The organism is Chitinibacter sp. FCG-7, assembly GCF_040047665.1.
Classification (GTDB): domain Bacteria; phylum Pseudomonadota; class Gammaproteobacteria; order Burkholderiales; family Chitinibacteraceae; genus Chitinibacter; species Chitinibacter mangrovi.
Window position 1 is genome coordinate 94,337 of sequence record NZ_CP157355.1, and the last position, 23,560, is coordinate 117,896.

General features: G+C 54.6%; 28 protein-coding genes. 2 read left to right on the plus strand and 26 right to left on the minus strand.

Annotated elements, in window-relative coordinates:
- Positions 1 to 35: 35 nt before the first annotated feature.
- From ABHF33_RS00425 to ABHF33_RS00435, 3 genes are all read right to left on the minus strand, one after another.
- Entirely contained in the window at positions 36 to 206 is a 171-nt protein-coding gene (locus ABHF33_RS00425) for a hypothetical protein (RefSeq protein ID WP_157314728.1), read from the minus strand.
- 30 nt (positions 207 to 236) lie between these two features.
- On the minus strand, positions 237 to 944 hold the full coding sequence (locus ABHF33_RS00430) for a DUF502 domain-containing protein (RefSeq protein WP_348945116.1): 708 nt from the start codon (positions 942 to 944) through the stop codon (positions 237 to 239).
- Between the two features lie 143 nt (positions 945 to 1,087).
- Positions 1,088 to 1,624, minus strand: a complete 537-nt coding sequence (locus tag ABHF33_RS00435; protein ID WP_432803989.1) for a gamma carbonic anhydrase family protein — start codon at positions 1,622 to 1,624, stop codon at positions 1,088 to 1,090.
- An 81-nt stretch (positions 1,625 to 1,705) separates the two neighbouring features.
- Between ABHF33_RS00435 and ABHF33_RS00440 the strand changes: the two genes are divergently transcribed.
- Together ABHF33_RS00440 and ABHF33_RS00445 are read left to right on the plus strand one after the other, a co-directional pair.
- Positions 1,706 to 3,763: a M3 family metallopeptidase gene (locus ABHF33_RS00440; protein ID WP_348945118.1), complete on the plus strand. Its 2,058-nt coding sequence runs from the start codon at positions 1,706 to 1,708 to the stop codon at positions 3,761 to 3,763.
- Between the two features lie 136 nt (positions 3,764 to 3,899).
- A complete protein-coding gene (locus tag ABHF33_RS00445; protein ID WP_348945119.1) occupies positions 3,900 to 4,448 on the plus strand; it encodes a superoxide dismutase family protein in 549 nt (182 codons plus the stop codon).
- Positions 4,449 to 4,500: 52 nt separating this feature from the next.
- On the opposite strand, the gene ABHF33_RS00450 is transcribed toward ABHF33_RS00445, so the two are convergent.
- The 23 genes from ABHF33_RS00450 to cobD form a co-directional block, all read right to left on the minus strand.
- Entirely contained in the window at positions 4,501 to 5,214 is a 714-nt protein-coding gene (locus ABHF33_RS00450) for an ABC transporter ATP-binding protein (protein ID WP_348945120.1), read from the minus strand.
- Entirely contained in the window at positions 5,211 to 5,981 is a 771-nt protein-coding gene (locus ABHF33_RS00455) for an ABC transporter ATP-binding protein (RefSeq protein ID WP_348945121.1), read from the minus strand. Before ABHF33_RS00455 ends, ABHF33_RS00450 begins: the two co-directional genes overlap by 4 nt.
- Entirely contained in the window at positions 5,974 to 7,128 is a 1,155-nt protein-coding gene (locus tag ABHF33_RS00460; RefSeq protein WP_157314722.1) for a branched-chain amino acid ABC transporter permease, read from the minus strand. Before ABHF33_RS00460 ends, ABHF33_RS00455 begins: the two co-directional genes overlap by 8 nt.
- 15 nt (positions 7,129 to 7,143) lie before the next feature.
- Positions 7,144 to 8,073, minus strand: a complete 930-nt coding sequence (locus ABHF33_RS00465) for a branched-chain amino acid ABC transporter permease (protein WP_348945122.1) — start codon at positions 8,071 to 8,073, stop codon at positions 7,144 to 7,146.
- A gap of 326 nt (positions 8,074 to 8,399) precedes the next feature.
- Positions 8,400 to 9,602: an aspartate aminotransferase family protein gene (locus ABHF33_RS00470; protein ID WP_348945123.1), complete on the minus strand. Its 1,203-nt coding sequence runs from the start codon at positions 9,600 to 9,602 to the stop codon at positions 8,400 to 8,402.
- 247 nt (positions 9,603 to 9,849) lie between these two features.
- Positions 9,850 to 10,230: a hypothetical protein gene (locus ABHF33_RS00475; RefSeq protein WP_348945124.1), complete on the minus strand. Its 381-nt coding sequence runs from the start codon at positions 10,228 to 10,230 to the stop codon at positions 9,850 to 9,852.
- Between the two features lie 22 nt (positions 10,231 to 10,252).
- Positions 10,253 to 10,897, minus strand: a complete 645-nt coding sequence (locus tag ABHF33_RS00480; protein ID WP_348945125.1) for a site-2 protease family protein — start codon at positions 10,895 to 10,897, stop codon at positions 10,253 to 10,255.
- A gap of 93 nt (positions 10,898 to 10,990) precedes the next feature.
- Positions 10,991 to 11,614 (minus strand): L-threonylcarbamoyladenylate synthase, encoded by a 624-nt coding sequence (locus ABHF33_RS00485; protein WP_348945126.1) that lies wholly within the window; start codon positions 11,612 to 11,614, stop codon positions 10,991 to 10,993.
- A gap of 19 nt (positions 11,615 to 11,633) precedes the next feature.
- On the minus strand, positions 11,634 to 12,497 hold the full coding sequence (locus tag ABHF33_RS00490) for a 3',5'-nucleoside bisphosphate phosphatase (protein ID WP_348945127.1): 864 nt from the start codon (positions 12,495 to 12,497) through the stop codon (positions 11,634 to 11,636).
- Positions 12,494 to 12,790, minus strand: a complete 297-nt coding sequence (locus ABHF33_RS00495; RefSeq protein WP_348945128.1) for a SemiSWEET transporter — start codon at positions 12,788 to 12,790, stop codon at positions 12,494 to 12,496. Before ABHF33_RS00495 ends, ABHF33_RS00490 begins: the two co-directional genes overlap by 4 nt.
- Complete coding sequence (gene cysM, locus ABHF33_RS00500) at positions 12,787 to 13,665, minus strand: cysteine synthase CysM (protein WP_348945129.1); 879 nt, start codon at positions 13,663 to 13,665, stop codon at positions 12,787 to 12,789. Before cysM ends, ABHF33_RS00495 begins: the two co-directional genes overlap by 4 nt.
- 91 nt (positions 13,666 to 13,756) lie before the next feature.
- Positions 13,757 to 14,011 (minus strand): hypothetical protein, encoded by a 255-nt coding sequence (locus ABHF33_RS00505; protein WP_348945130.1) that lies wholly within the window; start codon positions 14,009 to 14,011, stop codon positions 13,757 to 13,759.
- A complete protein-coding gene (locus ABHF33_RS00510) occupies positions 14,001 to 14,390 on the minus strand; it encodes a phage holin family protein (RefSeq protein WP_348945131.1) in 390 nt (129 codons plus the stop codon). The genes ABHF33_RS00505 and ABHF33_RS00510 overlap by 11 nt, the downstream gene beginning before the upstream one ends.
- Positions 14,390 to 14,692: a DUF883 family protein gene (locus tag ABHF33_RS00515; RefSeq protein ID WP_157314711.1), complete on the minus strand. Its 303-nt coding sequence runs from the start codon at positions 14,690 to 14,692 to the stop codon at positions 14,390 to 14,392. Before ABHF33_RS00515 ends, ABHF33_RS00510 begins: the two co-directional genes overlap by 1 nt.
- Before the next feature lie 154 nt (positions 14,693 to 14,846).
- The gene (locus tag ABHF33_RS00520) at positions 14,847 to 15,641 is read right to left on the minus strand and encodes a hypothetical protein (protein WP_348945132.1); all 795 of its coding nucleotides are present in this window, start codon (positions 15,639 to 15,641) and stop codon (positions 14,847 to 14,849) included.
- A 203-nt stretch (positions 15,642 to 15,844) separates the two neighbouring features.
- Positions 15,845 to 16,612 (minus strand): ABC transporter ATP-binding protein, encoded by a 768-nt coding sequence (locus ABHF33_RS00525; RefSeq protein ID WP_348945133.1) that lies wholly within the window; start codon positions 16,610 to 16,612, stop codon positions 15,845 to 15,847.
- Positions 16,609 to 17,619 carry a FecCD family ABC transporter permease gene (locus ABHF33_RS00530; protein WP_348945134.1) on the minus strand — a complete coding sequence of 337 codons (1,011 nt, stop codon included), beginning with the start codon at positions 17,617 to 17,619 and terminating at the stop codon, positions 16,609 to 16,611. Before ABHF33_RS00530 ends, ABHF33_RS00525 begins: the two co-directional genes overlap by 4 nt.
- Positions 17,616 to 18,488 (minus strand): cobalamin-binding protein, encoded by an 873-nt coding sequence (locus ABHF33_RS00535; protein WP_348945135.1) that lies wholly within the window; start codon positions 18,486 to 18,488, stop codon positions 17,616 to 17,618. Before ABHF33_RS00535 ends, ABHF33_RS00530 begins: the two co-directional genes overlap by 4 nt.
- Positions 18,485 to 19,915 carry a cobyrinate a,c-diamide synthase gene (locus ABHF33_RS00540; protein WP_348945136.1) on the minus strand — a complete coding sequence of 477 codons (1,431 nt, stop codon included), beginning with the start codon at positions 19,913 to 19,915 and terminating at the stop codon, positions 18,485 to 18,487. The genes ABHF33_RS00535 and ABHF33_RS00540 overlap by 4 nt, the downstream gene beginning before the upstream one ends.
- On the minus strand, positions 19,916 to 20,761 hold the full coding sequence (locus ABHF33_RS00545; RefSeq protein WP_348945137.1) for an NYN domain-containing protein: 846 nt from the start codon (positions 20,759 to 20,761) through the stop codon (positions 19,916 to 19,918).
- Between the two features lie 353 nt (positions 20,762 to 21,114).
- Positions 21,115 to 21,717 carry a cob(I)yrinic acid a,c-diamide adenosyltransferase gene (gene cobO, locus ABHF33_RS00550; RefSeq protein ID WP_348945138.1) on the minus strand — a complete coding sequence of 201 codons (603 nt, stop codon included), beginning with the start codon at positions 21,715 to 21,717 and terminating at the stop codon, positions 21,115 to 21,117.
- Entirely contained in the window at positions 21,714 to 22,511 is a 798-nt protein-coding gene (locus ABHF33_RS00555) for an ABC transporter substrate-binding protein (RefSeq protein WP_348945139.1), read from the minus strand. Before ABHF33_RS00555 ends, cobO begins: the two co-directional genes overlap by 4 nt.
- A 17-nt stretch (positions 22,512 to 22,528) precedes the next feature.
- Positions 22,529 to 23,548 carry a threonine-phosphate decarboxylase CobD gene (gene cobD, locus ABHF33_RS00560; protein WP_348945140.1) on the minus strand — a complete coding sequence of 340 codons (1,020 nt, stop codon included), beginning with the start codon at positions 23,546 to 23,548 and terminating at the stop codon, positions 22,529 to 22,531.
- Positions 23,549 to 23,560 lie beyond the last annotated feature (12 nt).

Here is a 23,560-nt window from a genome sequence, read left to right on the forward strand (position 1 = left end):
GGCTTGGGCGGGCACCAATCTGGATTGCCGACGGATTATGACTTGATCAGAATCTCGTTGTAACGCACCGACACCGCTTGCTCCAACTGCTCGGCGCTAGGCAGAGATTTATTGGCAATCAGCAGATTTTGCAAGACTTTTTCGGCTTCGCGCAGCAGGTAACGTTTTTGCTGACGTTTGCTCAGGCGTTTGATTTTAGCGTTCATGGTAAACCTCGGTGGACTGTGTAGCTGCGATTATACATTGATCTCTTGTGATTCAGCCTGCTTGTGCTGGGGCACCATCACCGGCTGGCCCTGCGCCATTTTCGCCAGATTCGGCGGTGGCGTAATGCCCATCGAAACATAAATGCTGGTCAGCTTATCGACGCCAATATTGGCCGGGCGTATCCATTCCTTGGGCACATAGAGCAAACCACCGCCAATCGGTACGGGCGCGGTGGGCACCAGTATCACCTGATATTCACGCCCTTCAATATCCACCGGCTCGGGGTTGGGCATCAGCGCCAGCACGGCAATACCGTCGCCACCAAAGACACACCACACCGGGCTCATCGCACCAATATCGGCATCCTGCTTTTGATCGAGCAGGCCGACAAAGCGATCCGCCAGATTATACAAACTGCCAATCACCGGGATGCGGCGCACCGTGCGATCAACCAATCCGGCCAGCGGCTTTTTGAGCCTGGATTGCACCACAATGCCCAGCAGATAAATCGCGCCAATCAGCAGCAAAGTCCCCGCCAGATATTGCAAGACCGGGTTTTTGACAAACGATTGACCAAAAAATGCAAACAAGCGCCCCACCAGACTACTCGGGCCGATATAGCTATTGAGCAGATTCAGCGCCCAGGCCAGTAGCGACACGGTCACCATTAACGGTAACAGCGCCAATAATCCGGCCAGCCAGGTACTCAATACACTTTTCAAACTGCGTTTAACCATACATCCCCTTTATATATATACCACGGTATAGCGCTACAGAGCAGACCAACATTACTCCTGAAAGCAATACCCATTAGGTGAAATTCGCTACGCTCAGTGCACCCTACACAACTTTCAATCGGGCTCCAATTGCGCAGCGCAGATTAAATCGCATCTCGATATTTGCTCATCAGCCGCACATAATGCGCTGCTGAGTAATTAAAGTGTGCGATTTCTTCTGCCGTCAGTGCGCGCACTTCCTTGGCCGGACGCCCCATATACAGATGGCCGGATTTAAGTACTTTACCGGGAGGCACCAGCGATCCGGCACCGATCATCACATGATCTTCAATCACGACACGATCGAGCACAATCGTTCCCATCCCGATCAGGCATTCATTGCCAATCGTACAGCCGTGCAGCATCACGCCATGACCAATCGTGACGCGCTCGCCAATCACCAGCGGCGCACCTAGCGGATCGTCGGCGCGTTTGTGCGTGGTGTGCAGCACGCTGCAATCCTGCACATTCGAATCGGCGCCGATATGGATATGATTCACGTCGCCACGCAGCACCGCACCCGGCCAGATCGACACATTGCTGCCGAGTTTCACTTCGCCAATCACACTCGCCTGTGCGTGCACCCAGGCACCATCGCCGATTTGTGGCGCAATGCCGTCGAATTGTTCAATTGCCATAATCTGTCTCGCTACCTTGAAATTAGTCGCGCAAGCGCCCATTTAAATTGCATCTGATCAATGCGATTCTACCTGAGAGCAACCATGACCACGACCACAGAAAACAATCCGCTGCTCGACTTTTCTACCCTACCCCAGTATGCGGCAGTAAAGCCCGAGCACATTAACCCAGCGCTCGATACCCTACTGGAAAACGCCGCGGCCGCGATTGCAGCGGCCGAGCAGATCAGCGAACCAAGCTGGGATGCGCTTGCCGTACTCGAAGAGCCGCTCGAACATCTGGGCCGCGCCTGGGGCGTGATTGGTCATCTGGAGTCGGTGGTGAATACGCCTGAGTTGCGTGATGCATATAACAGCAACATCCCGCGCATTTCCAACTTCTTTACCGAGCTGGGGCAGAACGAGAAACTGTATGCGCTGTACAAAGCGGTGAAAGAGCGCGAATACGCGCAGCTCAATCCAACGCGCAAAGTGATTATCGACGACGCGATTCGCGGCTTTGTGCTCTCGGGTGCCGAATTACCAGCGGAGCAGAAACAGCGCTTCAAGGAAATTGAAGAAAAATTGTCCGAGTTAACGACGCGGTTCTCACAGAACGTTCTGGATGCCACCGATGATTTCGCGCTGTATGTGAGCGGCGATGAGTTGGCAGGGCTGCCCGACGACAATCTGGCCGCCGCAGCGGCGCAAGCGGCCGCTGATGGTGAAGAAGGCCAATATAAAATCACGCTTAAAATGCCAAGTTATTTGCCGGTGATGCAATACGTACAAAACCGCGCGCTGCGCGAGCAATTGTATAAAGCCTATTCAACGCGAGCGTCCGAGTTTGGCAAAACCGAGTGGGACAACGGCGTGCTGATTCCCGAAATCCTCGCCTTGCGCCAGGAAAGCGCCACGCTGCTTGGCCATGCAAATTTTGGTGAAACGTCATTGATCACCAAAATGGCCGATAGCCCCGAGCAAGTGATCACCTTTCTCAAAGATCTGGCCGAGCGCGCCAAGCCGTTTATGTTGGAAGACCGTGCCGAGCTGGCAAGCTTTGCCAAGGCCGAATTTGGCATTGAAAAGCTTGAAGCGTGGGACGTTGCACTGGTGTCGGAGCGCCTGCGCGAGCAGAAATACTCGTTTAGCGAGCAGGAAGTGAAGCAATATTTCACCGAGCCGACGGTACTCAAAGGCCTGTTCAAGCTGATTTCCGAGCTGTATGGTCTGCAATTTGTCCCTGCGCAAGCGCCAGTCTGGCACGATGATGTGCAATATTTCGAGCTAAAAAATAATGACGGTTCGCTGGTTGGCGGCCTGTATATGGACTTGCACGCGCGCGAAGGCAAGCAAGGCGGTGCATGGATGAACGATGTGCGCGGCCGCAAGCTGCGCGCCGATGGTTCTGTACAAACGCCGGTGGCGCTGATTGTGTGCAACTTCGCCAGCGGCGTCGATGGCAAAGACGCCATGCTGCCGCACGACGATGTGATTACCTTGTTCCATGAAATAGGCCACGCGCTGCATCACTTGCTGACCGAAGTCGATGAATTGGAAGTTTCTGGCATCAGCGGCGTCGAGTGGGATGCAGTTGAATTGCCTAGCCAGTTTATGGAGAACTTCTGCTGGGAATGGCAGGTATTGCCCGCTTTGACTAAGCACATCGAGACCTCCTTGTCCTTACCCCGTAGTCTGTTCGACAAAATGCTGGCAGCGAAAAACTTCCACAGCGGCTCGGGCCTGCAACGCCAGCTGTATTTCTCGATTTTCGACATGGCGCTGCATCAGAAATCCGAAGCGATTTCTGCAGGCGATCTGACGGCCTTTGCGCAAGCGGTGCAGCAAGAATTGGCGCTGCCTTTGCCGCCGGAATACAACCGTTTCCCGCAATCGTTTAGCCATATTTTTGCTGGCGGCTATGCGGCGGGCTACTACAGCTATAAATGGGCCGAAGTGCTAAGCGCCGACGCTTACGCAGCATTTGAAGAAGCGGCAGACCAAACAGGCAGCAGCGTTGTTAATCCGGCCGTGGGTGCGCGTTTCCGCAAGGAAATCCTCGCTGTCGGTGGCTCACGCCCGGCGGCCGAATCGTTCGCCGCCTTCCGTGGCCGCGCGCCAGCGATCGACGCGCTGCTGCGCCATAATGGACTGAGTGCGTAATTCAAGCGCTATCGAGCTTTCAAACCCTGCTTCGGCAGGGTTTTTTTATGACCTTTTATCAACCCATCGATCAATGAGGTATTGCGCAATCCACACGCAAACTTAGGCTTAAACCTCTCTAAGCAGGAGTTGCGCCATGATCAAACCTCTTTGCCTTTCATTGTTTATCGTGTTGTTGGGTGGATGTACAACCCAGAGCGGCAGTCATTCCATGGACATGATGGAGCATGGGCCCAAATACGGTACGCATTTTAAATCGGCTCAAGATCAGCAAGTCATGGGCATGTTGATGGTGCATCAAATGGATGGCCATCTGATGCTCAAGGGCAAGATTTCCGGGCTCAAACCCAATAGCGAACACGGTTTTCACATTCATGAAACCGGCGACTGCAGCAAAAGCGACTTTAGCAGTGCCGGCGGGCATTTTAACCCGGGCAAAATGAGGCATGGCCAGCATGATGGCGAGCATCATCTGGGTGATCTGGCCAACCTGAAAACCGATGCCAAAGGTCAGGTAAAGGTAGAAATGATGCTAATGGATTTTAGCCTTGACCCGGAAACAGACCATTCCATCATTGGGCGGGCTGTTGTCATCCACGCCAACCCAGACGATTACACGAGCCAGCCAGCAGGTAATTCCGGGCCACGCATTGCCTGTGGCGTGATGACCGAAATGATGAAGTAAAAAATGCCATGCCCTGAATATCAGGGACGTGGCATTTTGCTCGTCGGTGCCTTTACTCGCCCAGATAGGCTTGCTGCACTTTTTCGTTCGCCAGCAGGGCCGAGGCTTTGTCACTAAAGGTGACTTTGCCCGACTCCATCACATAGCCGCGATCTGCGGTTTGCAAAGCCAACTTGGCATTTTGCTCGACCAGCAGCATGGTAACGCCTTCGGCAGCGATCATTTTGATGATTTCAAAAATCTTCTGCACGATAATCGGCGCCAGACCCATAGATGGCTCGTCCAGCAAGAGCAATTTGGGGCGGCTCAGCATGGCGCGGCCAATGGCCACCATTTGCTGCTCGCCACCAGAGAGCGTACCAGCCAGCTGTTTGTAGCGCTCTTTTAAGCGCGGAAACAGGTGATAAACGCGTTCCATATCGTGCAGGATGTCAGCTTTGTCGTTCCGGCTGTAGGCACCCATCAGCAGATTTTCTTCTACCGTCAGGCGGCTAAAAATACCACGCCCTTCTGGCACCATCACCAGGCCCTGCTTCACATAATCGTGCGCAGCCAGCTTGGCCGTAGATTTGCCATCAAAGACAATGTCGCCACCAGCGGGCTTGACCATGCCCATCAGCGTTTTCAGCGTGGTGGTTTTGCCAGCACCATTGGCCCCGATCAGCGCCACCAGCTCGCCTTGCTTCACTTCCAGATCAATGCCTTTGACTGCATGAATGCCACCGTAGGCAACTTTCAGATCTTTAACTTCCAATAAGGTACTCATTCGGGCGCAACTCCAAGGTAGGCTTCGATCACGCGGGGATCATTTTTCACTTGCTCTGGCACGCCTTCGGCGATTTTCTTGCCGTAATCGAGCACCGCAATCCGGTCACACAAGCCCATCATCAATTTGACATCGTGCTCGATCAGCAAAATGGTCACGCCATCGGCGCGGATTTTTTCCATCAGCTTTTTCAAGTCGTCCGTTTCTTTCGGATTCATCCCGGCCGCAGGCTCGTCCAGCGCCAACAGCGTCGGATTGGTGGCCAGCGCCCGGGCGATTTCCAGGCGGCGCTGATCACCATACGACAGATTGCGCGCCAGCTCTTCAGCGCGGTCGGCAATGCCAACATAGGCCAGCAGACCTTCGGATTTAAGACGAATCGCCTCCTCTTCAGCCTTGGCTTTCGGATGGCGCAGCACCGCGCCCAGCACGCCAGTTTTGGTGCGGACATGCTGGCCAACCATTACGTTTTCCAGCGCGCTCATATTGGCAAACAGGCGAATATTCTGGAATGTCCGCGCAATCCCCGACTCGACCACTACATTGGGTTTTTTGCGGAACAGATCTTTGCCCTGAAAAGTAAATTTGCCCTCGTCCGGCTGATAAAGCCCGGTCAGCACATTAAACAGCGTCGTTTTGCCCGCCCCATTGGGGCCGATCAGGCCATAAATTTCACCTTTATTGATCGTCAGCCCCACGCCGCTCAGTGCGTGCAGGCCACCAAAACGCTTGTTGATCCCTTCAATACTTAACAACACTTCAGTCATGATTGCGCTCCGCATCTTGCAAGCTGTCTTTTTCTTGCAGGGCAATGTCTTTAGTCTTCGGTTTCAGTTCGGCACGGCGGCGCTTGGACGGCCACAGGCCTGCCGGGCGCACCAGCATAATGACAATCATCGCCAGACCGAAAATCAGCATGCGCAGGTTTTCCGGATCAACAACCCGCTTGCCAGCAATCGCCATTTGCAACGGATTGATAATATCGCGCAGCAATTCGGGGGTAATCGACACAATAATCGCGCCCAGAATCACGCCGGGGATATTACCCATCCCGCCGAGCACGACCATGCACAAGACCATGATCGACTCCATTAGCACAAACGATTCAGGCGATACAAAGCCCTGGAAGCTGGCAAACAGCGCGCCGGATACACCGCCAAAGCTGGCACCCATCGCGAATGCCAGCAGTTTGACATTGCGCGTATTGATACCCATGGCATTGGCAGCAATTTCATCCTCGCGGATGGCCACCCAGGCCCGGCCGATTCGTGAATTTTGCAAACGGACCGAAACAAAGATGATCAGCACGCAAAACGCCAGAATCAGATAGTAATACAGATGGATTTTTTCAAAAGTCAGGCCCAGAAACTCGATTGGACGACCAAAGTCATAACCGCCAATCTGCACTGGATCGATATTATTGATACCTTGCGGGCCATTGGTGATATTGACCGGGCGATCCAGATTGTTCATAAAAATACGTACGATTTCGCCAAAACCCAGCGTGACAATCGCCAGATAATCACCACGCAGTTTCAGCGTGGGCGAACCGAGTAGCACACCAAAAATCCCGGCAACCACCGCCGCCAGAATCATCATCACCAGAAATGGCGGATGACTCAGCCAGGCGGGCAATACCGCCTGCAAGTGTGGCGAATTAAGGATGGCAAACAGGTAAGCACCAACCGCATAAAACGCGATATAGCCCAGATCGAGCAAACCGGCGTAGCCAACAACGATATTAAGCCCCAGCGCCAGCATGATATAGAGCAAGGCAAAATCGACCGCGCGCAGCCATGAATTGCCGTTTTCAAAAAAACCACCCAGCGCCCAAGGCAGCACCGCCAGCACAACGGCCAATACCGCCAGCAAGATGGTGTTTTTGCGATTGTTTTCCATCAGTAATGCATTCATTGTCGTGATCTCCGGTTAAGCGCGTTCAGCCACACGCTCGCCCAGCAAGCCGGACGGACGGAATACCAGAACAATAATCAGCACAACAAAGGCAAAAATGTCTTTGTAATGGCTGCCCAAAACACCGCCAGTCAAATCACCCAGGTAACCCGACCCCAGGCTTTCGATAATACCGAGCAAAATACCGCCCAGTACCGCACCACCGATATTGCCAATCCCGCCCAGTACCGCCGCCGTAAACGCTTTCAGCCCGATCATAAAGCCCATATACGCGTGGGCCTGATCATAATTGGCTGCGACCATCACACCGGCCATCGCACCGAGCGCCGAGCCAATCACAAAGGTCATCGACACAATGGTATTGACGTTCACGCCCATCAGTTTGGCCACTTCCGGGTTTTGCGACGTCGCGCGCATGGCACGACCGAGTTTGGTTTTCTCGATCATAAAAAACAGACCGCCCATCAGCAGCAGCGCCAGCACGATAATGGCGATCTGCAAATCGGTAATCGCCGCGCCGCCGATAATATGCACTTCAGACGGTAGAATCGGCGGAAACGGACGGTAATTGCGGCCCCAGATCAGCATTGCCGCCTGTTGCAGCACAATCGACACGCCAATTGCGGTAATCAGCGGCGCAAGACGTGGCGCTTTGCGCAAAGGCTGGTAAGCAATCTTTTCGATTGAGTAGCCCAGAAACATCGACACCGGAATCGCCATCATCAGGCCAGCCAGCAGCAAAGCCGGGCCGGGTAATTGCACGCCAGCGCCGACGAGCAAATTAATGCAGGTAATCGTCACCATGGCACCAATCATCACAATTTCGCCGTGGGCAAAATTGATCAGCTGCATAATGCCGTACACCATCGTATAGCCCAGTGCAATCAGCGCATAAATGCTGCCGACCACCAGGCCATTAATCAGTTGTTGTAAAAAGATATCCACGCTAGCCACCCTTGAGGAGGTTTATAAGTACGATTCAGCCCTAACATGTGTTCGTGCTGACCGTTTTATGTGCAATCCATATCAGATCGATGTGAATTTTACCGTTACAGTTCGGTATTCACGCAAATTACCTGTTTGCTGTTGCGCGGAACACTGTGTTTTTCCCTTACGTGGAAAACCCTTATTGAACTGTCTACCTCAAGATGCATTCGCTGCGCAGCAAAATCTGCCACAAGTTATAAAAAACCCGCCATTAAGGCGGGTTCAGGGTGCTGACTAGGTGAAAATCAGGATTTTTAAGTCTCGGCAAAGCCGAGCCTAGACATTCAAGCGCTTAAAGTAGCCAGTGCCAGATCCAGCCGTGCTAATGCGGTGGCGATTTCTTCATCGCTAATCACCAGTGACGGCGCAAAACGCACCACATTGGTGCCTGCCATCAGCACCATCAAGCCCTGCGCTGCAGCCGCGTTGAGTACGTCTTTGGCGCGATCCTTGTATTGATCCGCCAGCACGCAGCCCATCAGCAAACCCATGCCGCGCACCGCTTTGAATACGCCGTATTTGGCATTCAGCGCCTCAACGCCTGATTTGAGCTGCTGATGCTTGGCGCGCACACCGGCCAATACTTCTGGCGTGTTGATCACATCGAGCACCGCCCCTGCTACCGCGCACGCCAGCGGATTGCCCCCGTAAGTGGTGCCGTGTGTCCCGGCGACCAGATGCTTGGCAATGTCGGCTGTGGTCAGCATCGCACCGATCGGAAAACCGCCGCCCAGACTCTTAGCGCTAGTCAGAATATCAGGCGTAACCTGATATTCCTGATACGCAAACAGCGAGCCGGTGCGGCCCATGCCGGTTTGCACTTCGTCAAAAATCAAAAAGGCATTGTGCTGATCGCACAGCTCACGCACGCCTTGCAGGAAAGCAGGATCGGCTGGCAATACGCCGCCTTCGCCCTGAATCGGCTCGATCACTACACACGCGGTGTTGTCGTTGATCAGCGCCTTGAGGCTATCGAGGTTATTGTATTCAAAGTATTCAATCCCTTGCGGTTTCGGGCCAAAGCCGTCGGAATACTTGGGTTGGCCACCTACGGTCACGGTGAAAAAGGTCCGGCCATGAAAGCTGTTCAGCGTTGAGAGCACCTGATGCTTGTGCTCACCAAAGCGCTCAATCGCCGCCCGACGCGCCAATTTCAGCGCGGCTTCGTTGGCTTCGGCCCCCGAATTGCAGAAAAATACCTTGTCGGCAAACGTCGCCTCAACCAGCTTTTTGGCCAGCGCCAGCGCTGGCTCGTTGGTAAATACATTGGAAACATGCCACAGCTTGTTCGCCTGCTCGGTCAACGCCTGCACCAGCACCGGATGGCAGTGGCCAAGCGAATTAACGGCAATGCCGCCAGCCAGATCGATGTATTCCTTGTCGTTCTGATCCCAGACCCGGCTACCTGCACCTCGCACGGGTACAAAATCGGCTGGCGCGTAATTGGGAACCATATATTGATCAAAATCGGAGCGGGTCAGAGACATTTTTTATCCTTCAAAGTCAAGAAACAGGGACTCAACAACAGCCCCATCTTAGCAGTTTGCTTTGTGCACAATAAATACCGAAGTGGCGAACTAATTGTTCGCCAATAAAAACAATGCGCCGCAAAACCTGGTTTGCATAAATCGCAGTAAACCCAAACAAATAGGGGTATATCACCCCAGGGCAATCTAGCATTGGCCTGCATAAATATACCCTTTAAATATTAAAATCCGACATCAGCACTAAGGATTATTCATCCAGACGTGGCCGTGATTCTCTGTCTCGCTGCTCGCGCTGCCACGGCTTTTCTGGCGCCGGGCGAATCAGATCCGAGCGCGCCAGCAGCATCAGCACGCCGCACAGAATCAGCAAAATCGGGATTTGCACCGAGCGTGCCAGATCATATTGCTGCTGGATAAACGTCGTTACGCCACCGGCGATCAGCATGGGGCCAATCACCACCGTTGATTTATTAATGCCTTCAAGCAATAAAACCGCCACACCGGAGACCAGCAAGGCCAGAATCACGATCCAGTTCACGCTAGGGAAAATATCCAGCCGGTGCATCAACCAGCCCGAACCAATCACAATCAAAGCCACAGGCAACCAAATACCGGGACGCTGCTTCATCAGAATAATCTCCTTGCGCGCTTTATAAAATCAGCCCGATCAGCTGCATAACCAGATGCATCAGGGGCGCCAGAATCTGCCCCAGCAAACCGCTGACCAACAGACCGATCAGGATCAGAAAGCCATACGGCTCGATACGCGACACCTGCGCAGCCTGCTGATTGGGCAACAGGGAAACCAGAATCCGCCCGCCATCGAGCGGCGGCAAAGGCAGCAGATTGAGCACCATCAGAATCACATTGATCTGTATCCCGGCCTCGGCCATCAAAGCCAGCGGCAGCTGGAACGAGTTGCCTTCAAGACCTGAGAGCGCAAAGCGGTAGATCAGCGCCCAGAGCATGGCCATCACCAGATTGGCCAGTGGCCCGGCCGCCGCCACCCAGCGCATATCACGCTTGGGATTACGCAGCGCATTAAAATTAACCGGCACCGGTTTGGCATAGCCAAATAGAAAACCGCCGGGCATCAGCAGGCAAATCAGCGGCAGCACAATGGTGCCAACCGGATCAATGTGCTTGAGCGGGTTAAACGTCATACGCCCAAGCAAAAACGCCGTGGGATCACCCAGCTTTTTCGCCGCATACGCATGCGCGGCTTCGTGCGCAGTAATCGCAAACAGCACCGGCAAAGCCCAGACGGCGATTTGCTGAATCAGAGTGAGTTCCATTTTTTCCTTTTAGCGACCGCAACCACAGCAACAAGATCATCAGGGTATTGCTCTGTAGGCAATGTTAAATCTAATCTACAGAGCAATACCCCATTACAAACCAAACGGCGTCAACACGCCCTTGCCTTCGCGCAGCACTTGCGGGTAATCATCGGACAAATCGACCACCGTCGTCGGCTCGGTGCCGCAATAACCGCCTTCAATCACCAGATCGACCTCGCGTTCAAGCCGATCACGAATCTCCCACGCGTCGGTCATCGGGTATTCCTCGCCCGGCAAGAGCAGCGTGGTCGACAGCATCGGCTCGCCCAACTCCTCCAGCAGCGCCAGCGCAATCGGATGATCCGGCACGCGCAGACCCACGGTCTGCTTTTTCGGATGCCAGACGCGGCGCGGCACTTCCTTGGTGGCCTGCAAAATAAAGGTGTAGCTGCCCGGCGTCGCCGCCTTGAGCATGCGGAAAGTGCGGTTATCCACTTTGGCGTAGCTGCCCAATTGCGACAAATCGCTACAGGCCAGCGTGAAATGATGCTTGTCGTCGAGCGAGCGAATGCGGCGAATCCGCTCCAGCCCATCCTTATTATCGAGCGAGCAACCGAGCGCGTAGCATGAATCGGTCGGGTAAACGACCAGGCCACCGCTGCGAATAATATCGGCCGCCTGCTTGATCAAGCGCGCTTGCGGCGTTTCGGCGTGAATCGAGAAAAATTGCGACATGGTTTCTTCTGTTGTTGATTTAAGTAGCGGCAGTAATCGGTTTCAAATCGGGCGCCCAGCGCGTCCAGACCGGCTCACAACCGATTGGCAAATCGGCATTCAAGCCCGGTTCGCGCGCGCCCTCGCCGGTGGCGTGGTAATCGCTGCCGCTCGAACACAGATAACCGAACTCTTTGGCTAGATGATTAAATCGCCCGACATCAGCATGGCCGTGGCTGCCGGATACGACTTCGATCGCTTCACCGCCAAGGCGTTTGAATTCGGTCAGCAGCACGCGCATGGTTTCGTTGCCCATATCGTAACGCCCCGGATGCGCGAGCACGGCCACGCCGCCTGCGCCGCGGATCCAGGCTATCGCATCGTGCAAGCGCGCCCATTCGTGCTCGACAAAGCCGGGCTTGCCGCGCACCATGAATTTTTTGAACACCGATTTCATATCTTTGCAGCGGCCCGTTTCGATCAGAAAGCGCGCAAAGTGCGAGCGGCTGATCATTTCTGGGTTGTCCGCGTGGCGACGTGCGCCTTCCAGAATACCTTCAATGCCGAGTTTTTCCAGCGCCGCCGCCATGCGTTCGGCGCGCTCAATTCGGCCTGATCTGACGTAGGCCAAACCTTCAAGCAGCGCCGGATTTTCGGCGTCAAAACCCAGCCCGACGACGTGCAATGTATGCTTGCCCCAGCTGACCGAGATTTCAACGCCATTGATGAAGGCCATGCCCAGCTCGTCGGCGGTCGCTTTGGCCAACGCCAGCCCGCGCGTGTCGTCGTGATCGGTTAGCGCAAACAGCTGGCAGCCGCGCGCGTGCGCCTTGCGAACGACTTCGTCGGGCGGCAACAGACCATCGGAAATATTGGAATGACAATGCAGGTCAACGGGCGTCATTGCTTATCCTGCGCAGGTTTACGCCGCTCGCGGCGATCAAAAATCACTTTCATCACTAGCACCGCACCGGCCAGAATCAAAGTGACGGTATTGGCCAGATACACAGGTGCAGAGCCGACTAGCAGCCCATACCCCAGCCACATGGCAACACCGGCGACAAATATCGCATACATGCCCAGCGAAATATCCTTGGCCGATTTGCTTTTCCACACCTGCCAGACTTGCGGCACAAATGAAATCGTCGTCAAGGTGCCGGCCAGCAGGCCAAGCAATTCAATGGCGGCCGGGCTCATGCGGGAAACACCCCGGTAGACAGGTAGCGATCGCCCCGATCGCAGACAATACTGACAATCACCGCGTTTTCCAGCGTGCTGGATAAGTGCAGCGCGGCAGCCAATGCGCCACCCGATGAAATACCGGCAAAAATACCTTCCTCGCGCGCCAGACGGCGGGTCATGTCTTCAGCCTCGGCCTGCCCCACTTCCAGCACCTGATCAATCAGCGAGAAATCGCAAATTTTGGGCACATACTCGGCTGGCCATTTGCGGATACCCGGAATTTGCGCGCCATCGCCGGGCTGAACGCCGACGATCTGAATGGCCGGATTTTGCTCTTTCAGATAGCGGCGCGTACCCATGATCGTGCCAGTGGTGCCCATGCTGGAGACAAAATGCGTAATCGTTCCCGCAGTATCGCGCCAGATTTCCGGGCCGGTGGTTTCATAATGCGCCAGCGGATTATCGGGGTTGGCAAACTGGTCCAGAATCAGCCCCTGCCCGGCCTTGGCCATCGCTTCGGCCTGGTCACGGGCTTGTTCCATCCCCTCGGTCAGGATCACCTGCGCGCCGTAGGCTTTCATCGTCTGAATGCGCTCGATGCTGGAGTTTTTGGGGAGCAACAGCACCATGCGGTAGCCCATCATGGCCGCAGCCATCGCTAGCGCAATGCCGGTATTGCCGCTGGTGGCTTCAATCAGCGTATCACCAGGCTTGATGGTGCCGCGACGCTCGGCATGCGTAATCATCGACAATGCGGGACGATCTTTCACCGAACCGGCCGGATTATTGCCTTCAAGCTTGAGCAAAATGGTATTCGAGGTATGGCCGGGCAAGCGCTTGAGCTTGACCAGCGGGGTATTTCCGACAAAATCTTCCAGATACTTGTACATGCAGCAATCACTCCCTAGGTCGCATGATTATACGCATCCGCGACCAGTTCGGCGCTGCCGAACCGGGGATTTGCAGTGATTTCTTGCTGCGCTATTTGCCGCGCAACAATCTGGCAACCGAAATAATGACCCCAAGCAGCTTCAGGCTTTTGACCGCCCGCGATAGCGTTGGCGATAAATGGGACAGCACCGCCAGCAGCGTGGACACCGAGCGCCAGCGGGCAAACACACCGCCAGCCTGCGGCTGTGTCGATTCGCGCAAGGCAGTTTCTAGCTGCATGCGGTGCAGCTGCGAGCGATACAGCAGATGCAGCTTTTTCTGCTCGCGCGAATGATTAATCAGCATCAGGGGCTCCAGATGATTTGAGTTTGGCCAGCGCCAGCTCCAGCAATTGCTTATCCTGTGCAAACTCTGCTGCGGTCAGCGCAAACGGGTCACTGGCCATTTCCAGCAACTGGCGCGCCTTGCGCCAAGCCAGCCAGCCCACCAGTGCAAACATCAGCGCCACCAGCAAACACACCCAGATGCGGTACGCCCAAAAACCGAATAGCAGCGACAGACTCAGAAAGCTCATCGCCATCAGCACAGCAAAAGCTACCGTTATCGCCAGACCAGCCAGCAGCGCAGCGCGATCCACCTCGTCGCGCAACTCCAGGCCGATCAAAGCAAAGCGGGCGGCAATCAAGCCACCCACCGCTTCACGCAAAGAATGAGCCAAAGCCATTAGCGGCGCGCCACCAGAAAGCCCACCAGCAAGCCCACCGCCGCACCAATTCCGACCGCCTGCCACGGATGATTATGCACATATTCATCGGTTTGTTTGGCCGCCACTTTGGCTTTCTCCAGCGCATTGCCTTCAAGCTCGAGCAAACGGTGCTTGGCACCACGCAGGCGATCAGCGATTTTGGCATACAGCACCTTGGCCTCTTCACCCTGCGCATTGGCCGCCGCCTCGATCAGCTGTGCGGTTTCTTTCAGTGCATCTTTGGTTTCATCGATCAGTACGGAATCCAGTTTTTCAGACATCTTGTCGCCCCTCAGGATTGGAAAGAATGGAAAATCTCAGACCCATGTCAGCGATGCGACATGCAAGTTGAAATTCATCTTATCAATACATGCTGCACTTGCACAGTAAATATGCCACAACCTTACAGAAATAGCCTTACCATTCGATGACGATCTAAACCGGAACAAATTGCAGAACAGCCTCATCAAATAGCTCTGCAGCCTGTATTTTGCAAAAAAAACCACCAGCTTCGGCGGTTTGACCCACTTCAAAGCGCCAGTTGGCGGTAATCGAGTACCCCACATTAAACACAATCTGACAAGCTTCCTGCGGAGTAATCAGGCTGTTTTCAACATACAGATTCTGGTGACTGAAGTGCTCCAGCCCCGTAGACCACGCTTTGATCAGATTGCCATCTCGAATGCAAAAAACGCCGAATGCAAGAGAAGGAGCAAACTGCCCACCTTCTTCAGATTGGGTGTTGGCATAGCTGGTATATTCTGCCAAATCTTCCCGACCAATCAGAACACCAGTTTGGTGCGCCCACACTGCGTTAATCGGGCACACCTGGAAAATACCTAATAAAACAGCTGCCCATTCATTGTGAGCAACCCGCGGCTGATCTTCATCTTTGACAACACGAAATAACAGCTCGGACTGAAAAAGCGAGCCTTGAAAACCCTCAAGCGCTGCCCTGGGATTGATTAGATAAGTTTTGTCAAAATCAATATCTGTCTGTGCATTTTCTGGGTAGTGATCGGGCAATTCGTCGATCTGGATGGGACTCGGCTTTTGCAAATGAACAAAGGTGCCACCTCGGAAGCCTCGAAAAAAATCGAGCCGAGGATCAAATTCTTCGCTCAATTCACAGGTGTAACCTTCAAGCCCCCAAGCCTCAATAAGCGCCTGAGTTGTTACTTTGGGCGAATCCGAATAAAAAAGAGTTGCAGTAAACTGTGTTATTTCCACTGAGTTTCCTTTAGCAAAAAACGTAAGCCTACAGCATAATTACCATCCATGAAATACAACGCCTTAATACCAAAAGGCCTTTTATTTTGACCAACTGAGCGCTCGGTGTGCTAGCTACCGCAGGGGCCTGCTCCAAACGTTGAGTAGAGACCAAGATAGGCACATTGCTGCTTCACGTCGAATACACCCTACATTTTTGGCCATCACCCCACTGGGACAAACCAACACTTCCCATCCTGCTCAATTGCAGATACAGGATGATGGTATAGCCTGCTAAGACAATCTGTATTTAGCACATCAGCCAATACCCCTGCCTGCCATTGTCCATTACCAAATAGCAGCAAGGCGTGCGTCGCGAATTGGGTGGCGTGGTTGGGGTCGTGGCTGACCATCACGATACTGCGGCCAGCGGCGCACTCTTCGCGCAGCACTTGCAAGGCTTGTTGCTGATGGCGCAGGTCGAGCTGCGATAGCGGCTCGTCGAGCAGCATCAGCGGCGCTTGTTGCGTCAGCGCGGTGGCCAGCGCGACACGGCGGCGTTCACCACCGGATAGGCTGGCCAGATCGCGCTCGTCAAAGCCGCACAAATCGAGCAGCGTCAATTGCTCGCGCGCCAGCGCCAGATCGGCAGCGCTTTCCCATTGCCAGCGGCTCAGGTGCGGGTGGCGGCCGGTGAGTGTTTTTTCCAGTACGGTCAGCGGAAACGGGCATTCGTCGTGCTGCGTTTGCCACGCCACAGACTTGGCGCGCTGCGCAGGCGCAACTTCAGTCAAGGGTTGGCCGTTGAGCAGTATTTGTCCGTGCAGCGGCTTAAACCAGCCAGCCAAGGCTGCAAGCAGCGTGCTTTTGCCGCAGCCGTTTTCGCCAAGCACAATCCACGCCTCGCCCGAGTTGATCTCAAAGCTTAAATCGTCGATTAACAGCCGCTCGCCCTGCTGAAGGCTGAGATTTTGTACTTGCATTAAACTCATCGGCGACCTCGGTGCGACAGTAAATATAGAAACACCGGCACGCCGAGCAGCGCCATCACGACACCAACTGGCAATTGCTGCGGCGCAATCAGTGTGCGCGCCAGAATATCGGCCAGCAGCAGCACAATGCCGCCCGCCAATGCCGCCGCAGGCAAGAGCAAACGCAAATCCTGCCCGATCATCAGCCGCAGCGCGTGCGGCACAATCAGGCCAACAAAGCCGATCATGCCAGCGGTCGTCACCGCCAGCGCACACGCCAGCGCGGCGGCAAAATATAAAATCCAGCGCAGGGTATGATGGTTTAAGCCTAATGAATACGCAGCCTCCGAGCTCATACCCATGATGTTAAGCTCCCGCGCCAAGGGCCAAAGCAATAACAGCAATATCGCCAGCAGGGCCAAAGCACTGTGCCAGTGCGCGCCCGCCAGATCGCCCATCAGCCAGAAAATCATGCCACGCAGCAAGCCATCAGGCGCCATGCTCAGCAGCAAAGACGACAGCGCGCCGCAAAATGCCGCCAGCGCCACGCCAGTCAGCAGCAAACGAGTTTGCGTACTGGAGTGATCGCTGCCTGCCAGCAGAAATACGATGATGATACTGATCAGCGCACCACTGCCCGCCGCCAGATTGACACCCAAAGTACCCACCCCCAGTAATAGCGCCAACAGCGCACCCACACTGGCGCCGCCGGAAGTACCCAGGATGTAGGGGTCGGCCAGCGGGTTGCGCAACAGCACTTGTTGTAGCGTACCCGCCAGCGCGAGCAAGCCGCCGACGGCAATCGCCGCGAATGTGCGCGGCAGGCGCAGCTCAAGCACCACATCGCGCGCCAGCGCGGCTTCATCGGCGCTACCCCAGAGTTGCCACGGGCGATAATTGGTCGAGCCAAAACACAGGCTGGCGGCCACCGCGAGCAGCAGCAAGAGCGCAAGTACGCCCATGGTGGCAGCCACTTTGCCGGGCGTTAATCGGGCGGAGCTGACTACTGATGAATTCGCTGCGCTCATTGCCGCGCCTTGTCCAGCGCTTCGCACATCGCTTTGCCACCGTCAACCAAACGTGGCCCCATGCGATTCACGCTGTCTTTCGGCAGAATATAAAACTGGTTTTTCTGCGCGGCTTTGAGGTTTTTCCATTTCTTCCACGGAGCCAGCCAATCGGTTTTCATGCCGGGCTCGCCGCTGGTCATGATCACATCGGGGTTGGCGGCCAATACGGCCTCCACATCGACTTTGGGCGTCAAATCGCTTTGCGTGCCAAACACGTTCACACCGCCGCAAATGCGCATCACGTCCGAGATGATTTGCGTGTTATTAATCGTCATCAGCGGTCTATCCCAGATCTGGTAGAACACGCGCACCGGCTTGCGTCCGGCGTAGTTTTTTTCCAGTTGCGCCAATTGCTCGCGATAGCGCATGGCCGCTTTATTGGCGCTCAGCTGCAGCGCGGTCATCTCGCCCATGCGCTCCAGCACGGTTGGCACATCGGCCATTTTTTTGGAAAAAGTCAGAAACACCGGAAAGCCCAAACCCTTGATCTGATCAAGCTGGCGCTCGGGGTTGCCCGTAGCCCAGCCGATAATCAAGTCGGGCTTGAGCGCACGGATGCGCTCCAGATCAAAACCGTTGTAGCCGCCGATGCGCTCGATTTTATTCGCCTCGGGCGGGTAATCGCTGTAGTTCACCGCGCCGACAATCAGCTTGCCCGCACCAATGGCGAATAGATCTTCGGTCACATGCGGCGCCAAGCTAATGATGCGCTTGGCGGGCTGCGCCAAGGTGATCGTGTTGCCAACGTCGTCTTTGACGGTGATCGTGGCCTGCGCGGCGGCGCTGGCCAGCAGTACACCAGCAGCAAAAATATGGGACAACTTCATACAGCAACTCCAAACAGGGCGGCAGTCGCCACCGGATTACTCATAAACCAAGCGTGGATATACGAAGCCCGAATATACCCATACTTGTATAGTGCTTCACCACTAGACCCCAAGCGGCATGGCGAGCCATACCCCACAGGATTTATTTCAGTGGCTAAGGTCGAATAATGGAAGGTATGGCCGCGAATCTCACCGTCGCAGCCTGATCCGAAGTTCATGCTTTGCGAGCCCAGCGCGGCCAAGCGCGCTTGCATGGTGGCGCGCGCGGGCAGCAAGCCCCACATCGGTTTGACACTGCCATCGACCAAAGTCAGCGACTCGCCCAGTGCCAGCATCCCGCCGCATTCAGCCCAGATTGGCTTGCTCGCAGCCAGATGCGCGGCCAAGTCGGCGCGAATACTCGGGTATGCAGCGAGCGTATCGGCATACAACTCAGGGTAGCCACCAGGCAAGTAAATCGCGTCGCACTCGGGCAAGGCTTCGTGCGCCACTGGCGAGAAGAAAACCAGCTCAGCACCGAGCAATTCAAGGCAACGTAAATTGGCCGGGTAAATAAAGCAAAACGCCGCGTCGCATGCGATGGCAATGCGCTTGCCTGCCAGCAGGGGCTTGATTTCGGTTTGCGCAGGCACGGCAAGTGCTATCGTTTTGCTTAAGTTAGCAATCGGCTGGCTCGCCAGTGCGTCGGCAATTGCATCAAGCTTGGCCGCCAAATCAGGGATTTCTTCGGGCAGCGCCAAGCCAAGGTGGCGCTCGGGTAGCGGTTCGACTCTCCCGACCCAACCCATCCAAATGGAACGCGATCCCGCTACTGCACCATTCGCTGGCGACGTCAAATCCTCGCTCAAACCTCGCTGTACGTCTTGTACTATCTCGCTTTTCGCTGCGGATTTTTCTTGCCCGCAAACGGCTCGCAACGCGGCCTCGCGTTCCTTGCTCTGGGGCTGTATTGACTCTTGCAGCATCTGCGCATGGCGTTCACCCGCCACTTTATTGGCCAGCACGCCATAAAACGGCAAATCGGCGCGGTAATGCGCTAGGCCAAACGCCAGCGCGCCAAAGGTCTGCGCCATTGCGCCCGCGTCGATCACCGCCAGCACCGGCAGGCCAAACTTCACCGCCAGATCAGCCGTGCTTGGTTCGCCATCAAACAAGCCCATCACCGATTCGATCAAGACCACATCGTAATCGCGCGCCGCTTGCGCCAGCATCTGGCGACACAAATCCTCGCCGACCAACCATAAATCGAGGTTATCAACGGGCGAACCGCTGGCAAAACCCAGCAATAGCGGGTCCAGAAAATCCGGCCCGCATTTAAACACTTTGACGCGCTTGCCTTGGCGGCGATAGAGCCACGCCAGACCGGCGGTGATGGTAGTTTTGCCCGAGCCCGATGAAGGGGCGGCGATAAGAAGTACCGTTGCCAATTACTTTCCTTTATTTTTTACGTATAAGACTTTTGGGCTTCCAACTCTAATCTCACGCTCTTCAATTAAAAATTTACTTGCATGAGCTTTAATTAAATCACTTAGTTTTTTATGTCCATATTTACGTGAATCAAAATCAGGTTGCTGGCGTGTTAGATATGAACCAATATCGGACACACGTGTAAACCCTTGATCATCTGAAATTTCATCGACTGCAGATTTAAGCAAAGCAACAATATCTGGATTTATTTGGACAGGAACCGGCAGAGCAGGAACTATTTCTTCTTTAACATTAACTTGCTCTTTCTTTAATGGTGGCTTATCTACAGCCTTAACGTCTTTAGACAAATCAACCTCAGCATCTGTATCCGCAGCTAAGTAATCAGTCTCAATAAACTTGTCGCATGCTGCCTTGAATGGTGTCGGAGTTGTTGCACGTCCAATTCCATATACTGTCAGACCTGACTCACGAATTCTTGCCGCTAGCCTTGTAAAATCACTATCACTAGAAACAAGACAAAACGCATCAAATCGCCCTGTATGCAGCAGATCCATGGCGTCAATAATTAATGCACTATCAGTGGCATTTTTACCTGTTGTGTATGCATATTGCTGCATAGGTAAAATCGAATGTTCCAAGAGAACAGTTTTCCAAGAGTTCAAATTCGGTTTTGTAAAGTCTCCGTAAATTCGCTTTACAGTAGCAACACCAAATTTACCAATTTCAGCCAAAATTGGCCTAACCAATTTGGCTTGCGCATTATCGGCATCAATCAATACCGCAATTCTTTGGTGATTATTTTCTGGTTCAAATTTGAATTCAAACTTCGGATTTAGTTTGCTCATTTCTCATCACTTTTATGTTAATCGTGGATCACATAATACCCGCGAAACTTCACCGCCACACCGTGTTGCGTAACGATCTGCACATCCAGCGAATTCGCCCACGACCTTTGCGGCTATTTAAGTGCCTTTGGCACAGCTATTTTCAGTCGCAATCCGCGACGTGGACTTCCTTTCTTTGCTTCGCCAAAGAAAGGAAGCAAAGAAAGGCGACCCGGGCGAAAAGCGCTCCGCGCTGCCCTTGCCGCGTCGCGAGCCAAACGATGAAACTGTTTGTCTCTCTCCTTGCTGCGGTTTTCGCTACACGGGAGAGGAAGCCCCAAATCAGCCAGCGCACTTCGAATTGAAGTGTATTCTCACCACTCCAAACCTTTTTGAGCACGAATGCCAGACTTGTAAGCGTGCTTTTCGTCGTTCAATTCGGTAATCGTGTCGGCAATCTCGCGCAATTCGCTTACTGCCGCGCGGCCGGTGACGACGACGTGTTGCATTTCGGGGCGCGATTCTAGATCGCGCACGATGGTGGCTTTGTCCAGATAGCCGTAGGACAGGCAATAGGTCAGCTCGTCGAGTACGACCACGTCGTAGGAAGGATCATTGAGCATGCTGGCAGCCAGCGCCCAGGCTTGTTCCGATTTGGCTTTGTCGGCTTCAAAGTTTTGCGTTTCCCACGTAAACCCGTCGCCCATTACATGCCAGTCGCAGTACTTGCCCAGCAAGGCTTCTTCGCCGGTGTCGGTGCGGTTTTTGATAAATTGCACGACGCCCACTTTCATGCCGTGGCCAATGCTGCGCGCGACCATGCCAAAGGCCGACGATGATTTACCCTTGCCATTGCCGGTGAGCAAAATCATAATGCCGGTGTCGATATTGGCCTCGGCGATATGGGCGTCGATAATGGCTTTTTTGCGTGCCATGCGCGCGGCATGGCGTTCGTTGCGGGTGGTTTCTTGGCTCATAGCATTACATTCCGGTTATACGTTTGGATAAATGACTGGATCAGCGGCAGCCCCCGCGTAATCGCGGTGATGCCGGGCACCAGCAGATCTTCGCTGGCGATTTCAAAAACCTGGCGCTGCGCGATGGCGGGAATAGCTTGCCAGCCTTCGCGTTGCAGCACGGCTTGCGTGTCAAACTTCTGCCCGCACCAGCTACCCAGAATCAGCTCCGGCGCGGCGGCGATTACTTGTTCAGGCGTCACAGTGCGATCTTTGGCACGCGGTGCGTGTGAAATATCATCAAAGACATTAATCCCGCCCGCAATGGCAATCAGTTCGGAGACCCAGCGGATGCCGGTATACAGCGGCGTATGCCATTCTTCGAAATACACTTTGGGGCGGTGCGTGAATGTTGCGGCAATCTCGCGCACTGCGTCGAGCTGGCTTTGCAGCTCGGCGATCAAAGCTTGCGCGCGCTCGCTGCAATCAAGAAGCAAGCCCAGCGTGCTGATCATATTGAAAATGCCAGCGATGGATTTCTGATTGAAAAAATACACCTCAAAACCGGCCAGAATGCACTCTTTGACCATCTCGCCCTGCAAGCTTGAATACGCCAGAATCAGATCGGGCTCAACGGCGAAGATTTTCTCGGCTTTGGCGCTTGAAAAGCCGCAAATAATCGGGTGATTTTTGGTCACGCCCACCGGATGGCGCGCAAAGGCGGTGATGCCAGCGATGCGATGCTGCTGCCCCAACGCATACAGCACTTCGACGGTTTCACTACTCAAACAGGCAATACGTTGCGGGCCTTTCATTGACACTTCCTTGTGATTTAGGCGACCTGCCTGGCGGCAAAGCGCAGGCGTTGTTCAAACGTCGTGCGTTGCTCAACTGCAAGCGCGCCAAAGCGAATGGCATCAATACCAATATCAAGGGTATTGAATGGGCGGGCATATATTCTATTGCACGCCAGCGCATACCCCCATTGATCGATATTTTTCACTGGGCAAAACTGCATCAACGGATGGCTACCGCGTGGCGGCAAGCCGACATCGGTGAGCAAAGCGGCCAGCCAGGTGCCATCGGCGGCCAGACGCTCGCGTTGCGCCGCTTGCCAGCAGCGCTCGGCCAACGCCAATTGCCCCGCCCACAGCGCCGGGCCGCTGACATTCCACGGCCCGATCTGCTGCGCCAATCGTTCACGCAGCGCGGCTTGCGCAAAGACAAAGCCAAGCCGCACCCCAGCGAGGCCAAAAAATTTGCCCACCGAGCGCAGCACAATCAGCCCCTCCCGCTCAGCATCTGCGCACAAGCTGTTCGCTCCTGAGCCATCAATTGCATCGATAAAGGCTTCGTCGATCATCAACCAGCCACCGCGCGCGGCCAAGGTTTGGTGCAAGGCCAATAAAGTCTCGCGTGACCAGATCAGGCCATCGGGATTATTCGGATTCACCAGCACCAGCACATCCAGATGCTGCGCGGCGTATGCAATTTCATCCGGGTTGAGCGTGATCACCGTATGCCCGGCCAATTGCCAGCGCCAGGCGTGCTCGGCGTATGAGGTGCGCAGCACGCCGACTTTGCCTGCGCGGCGCAACATCGGTAATGAAGCAATCGCCGCTTGCGAGCCAGCGACCGGCAAAAATGCGCTGCTACCGTAATAGCTGGCGACGACGTCTTCAAACTCGGCGCTCGGGTGTGGCAGGCGCTGCGCCACTTCAACGGGCATGCTGGGCAGCGGGTAGCTATATGGCGCGATGCCGGTCGAGCAGTCGATCCAGTCGGCCAGTGTGCCGCCAAAATTGGCCATCAAAGTGCGTAAATTGCCGCCGTGTCGTGGTGCGCTATGCATGAATTTCCCTTT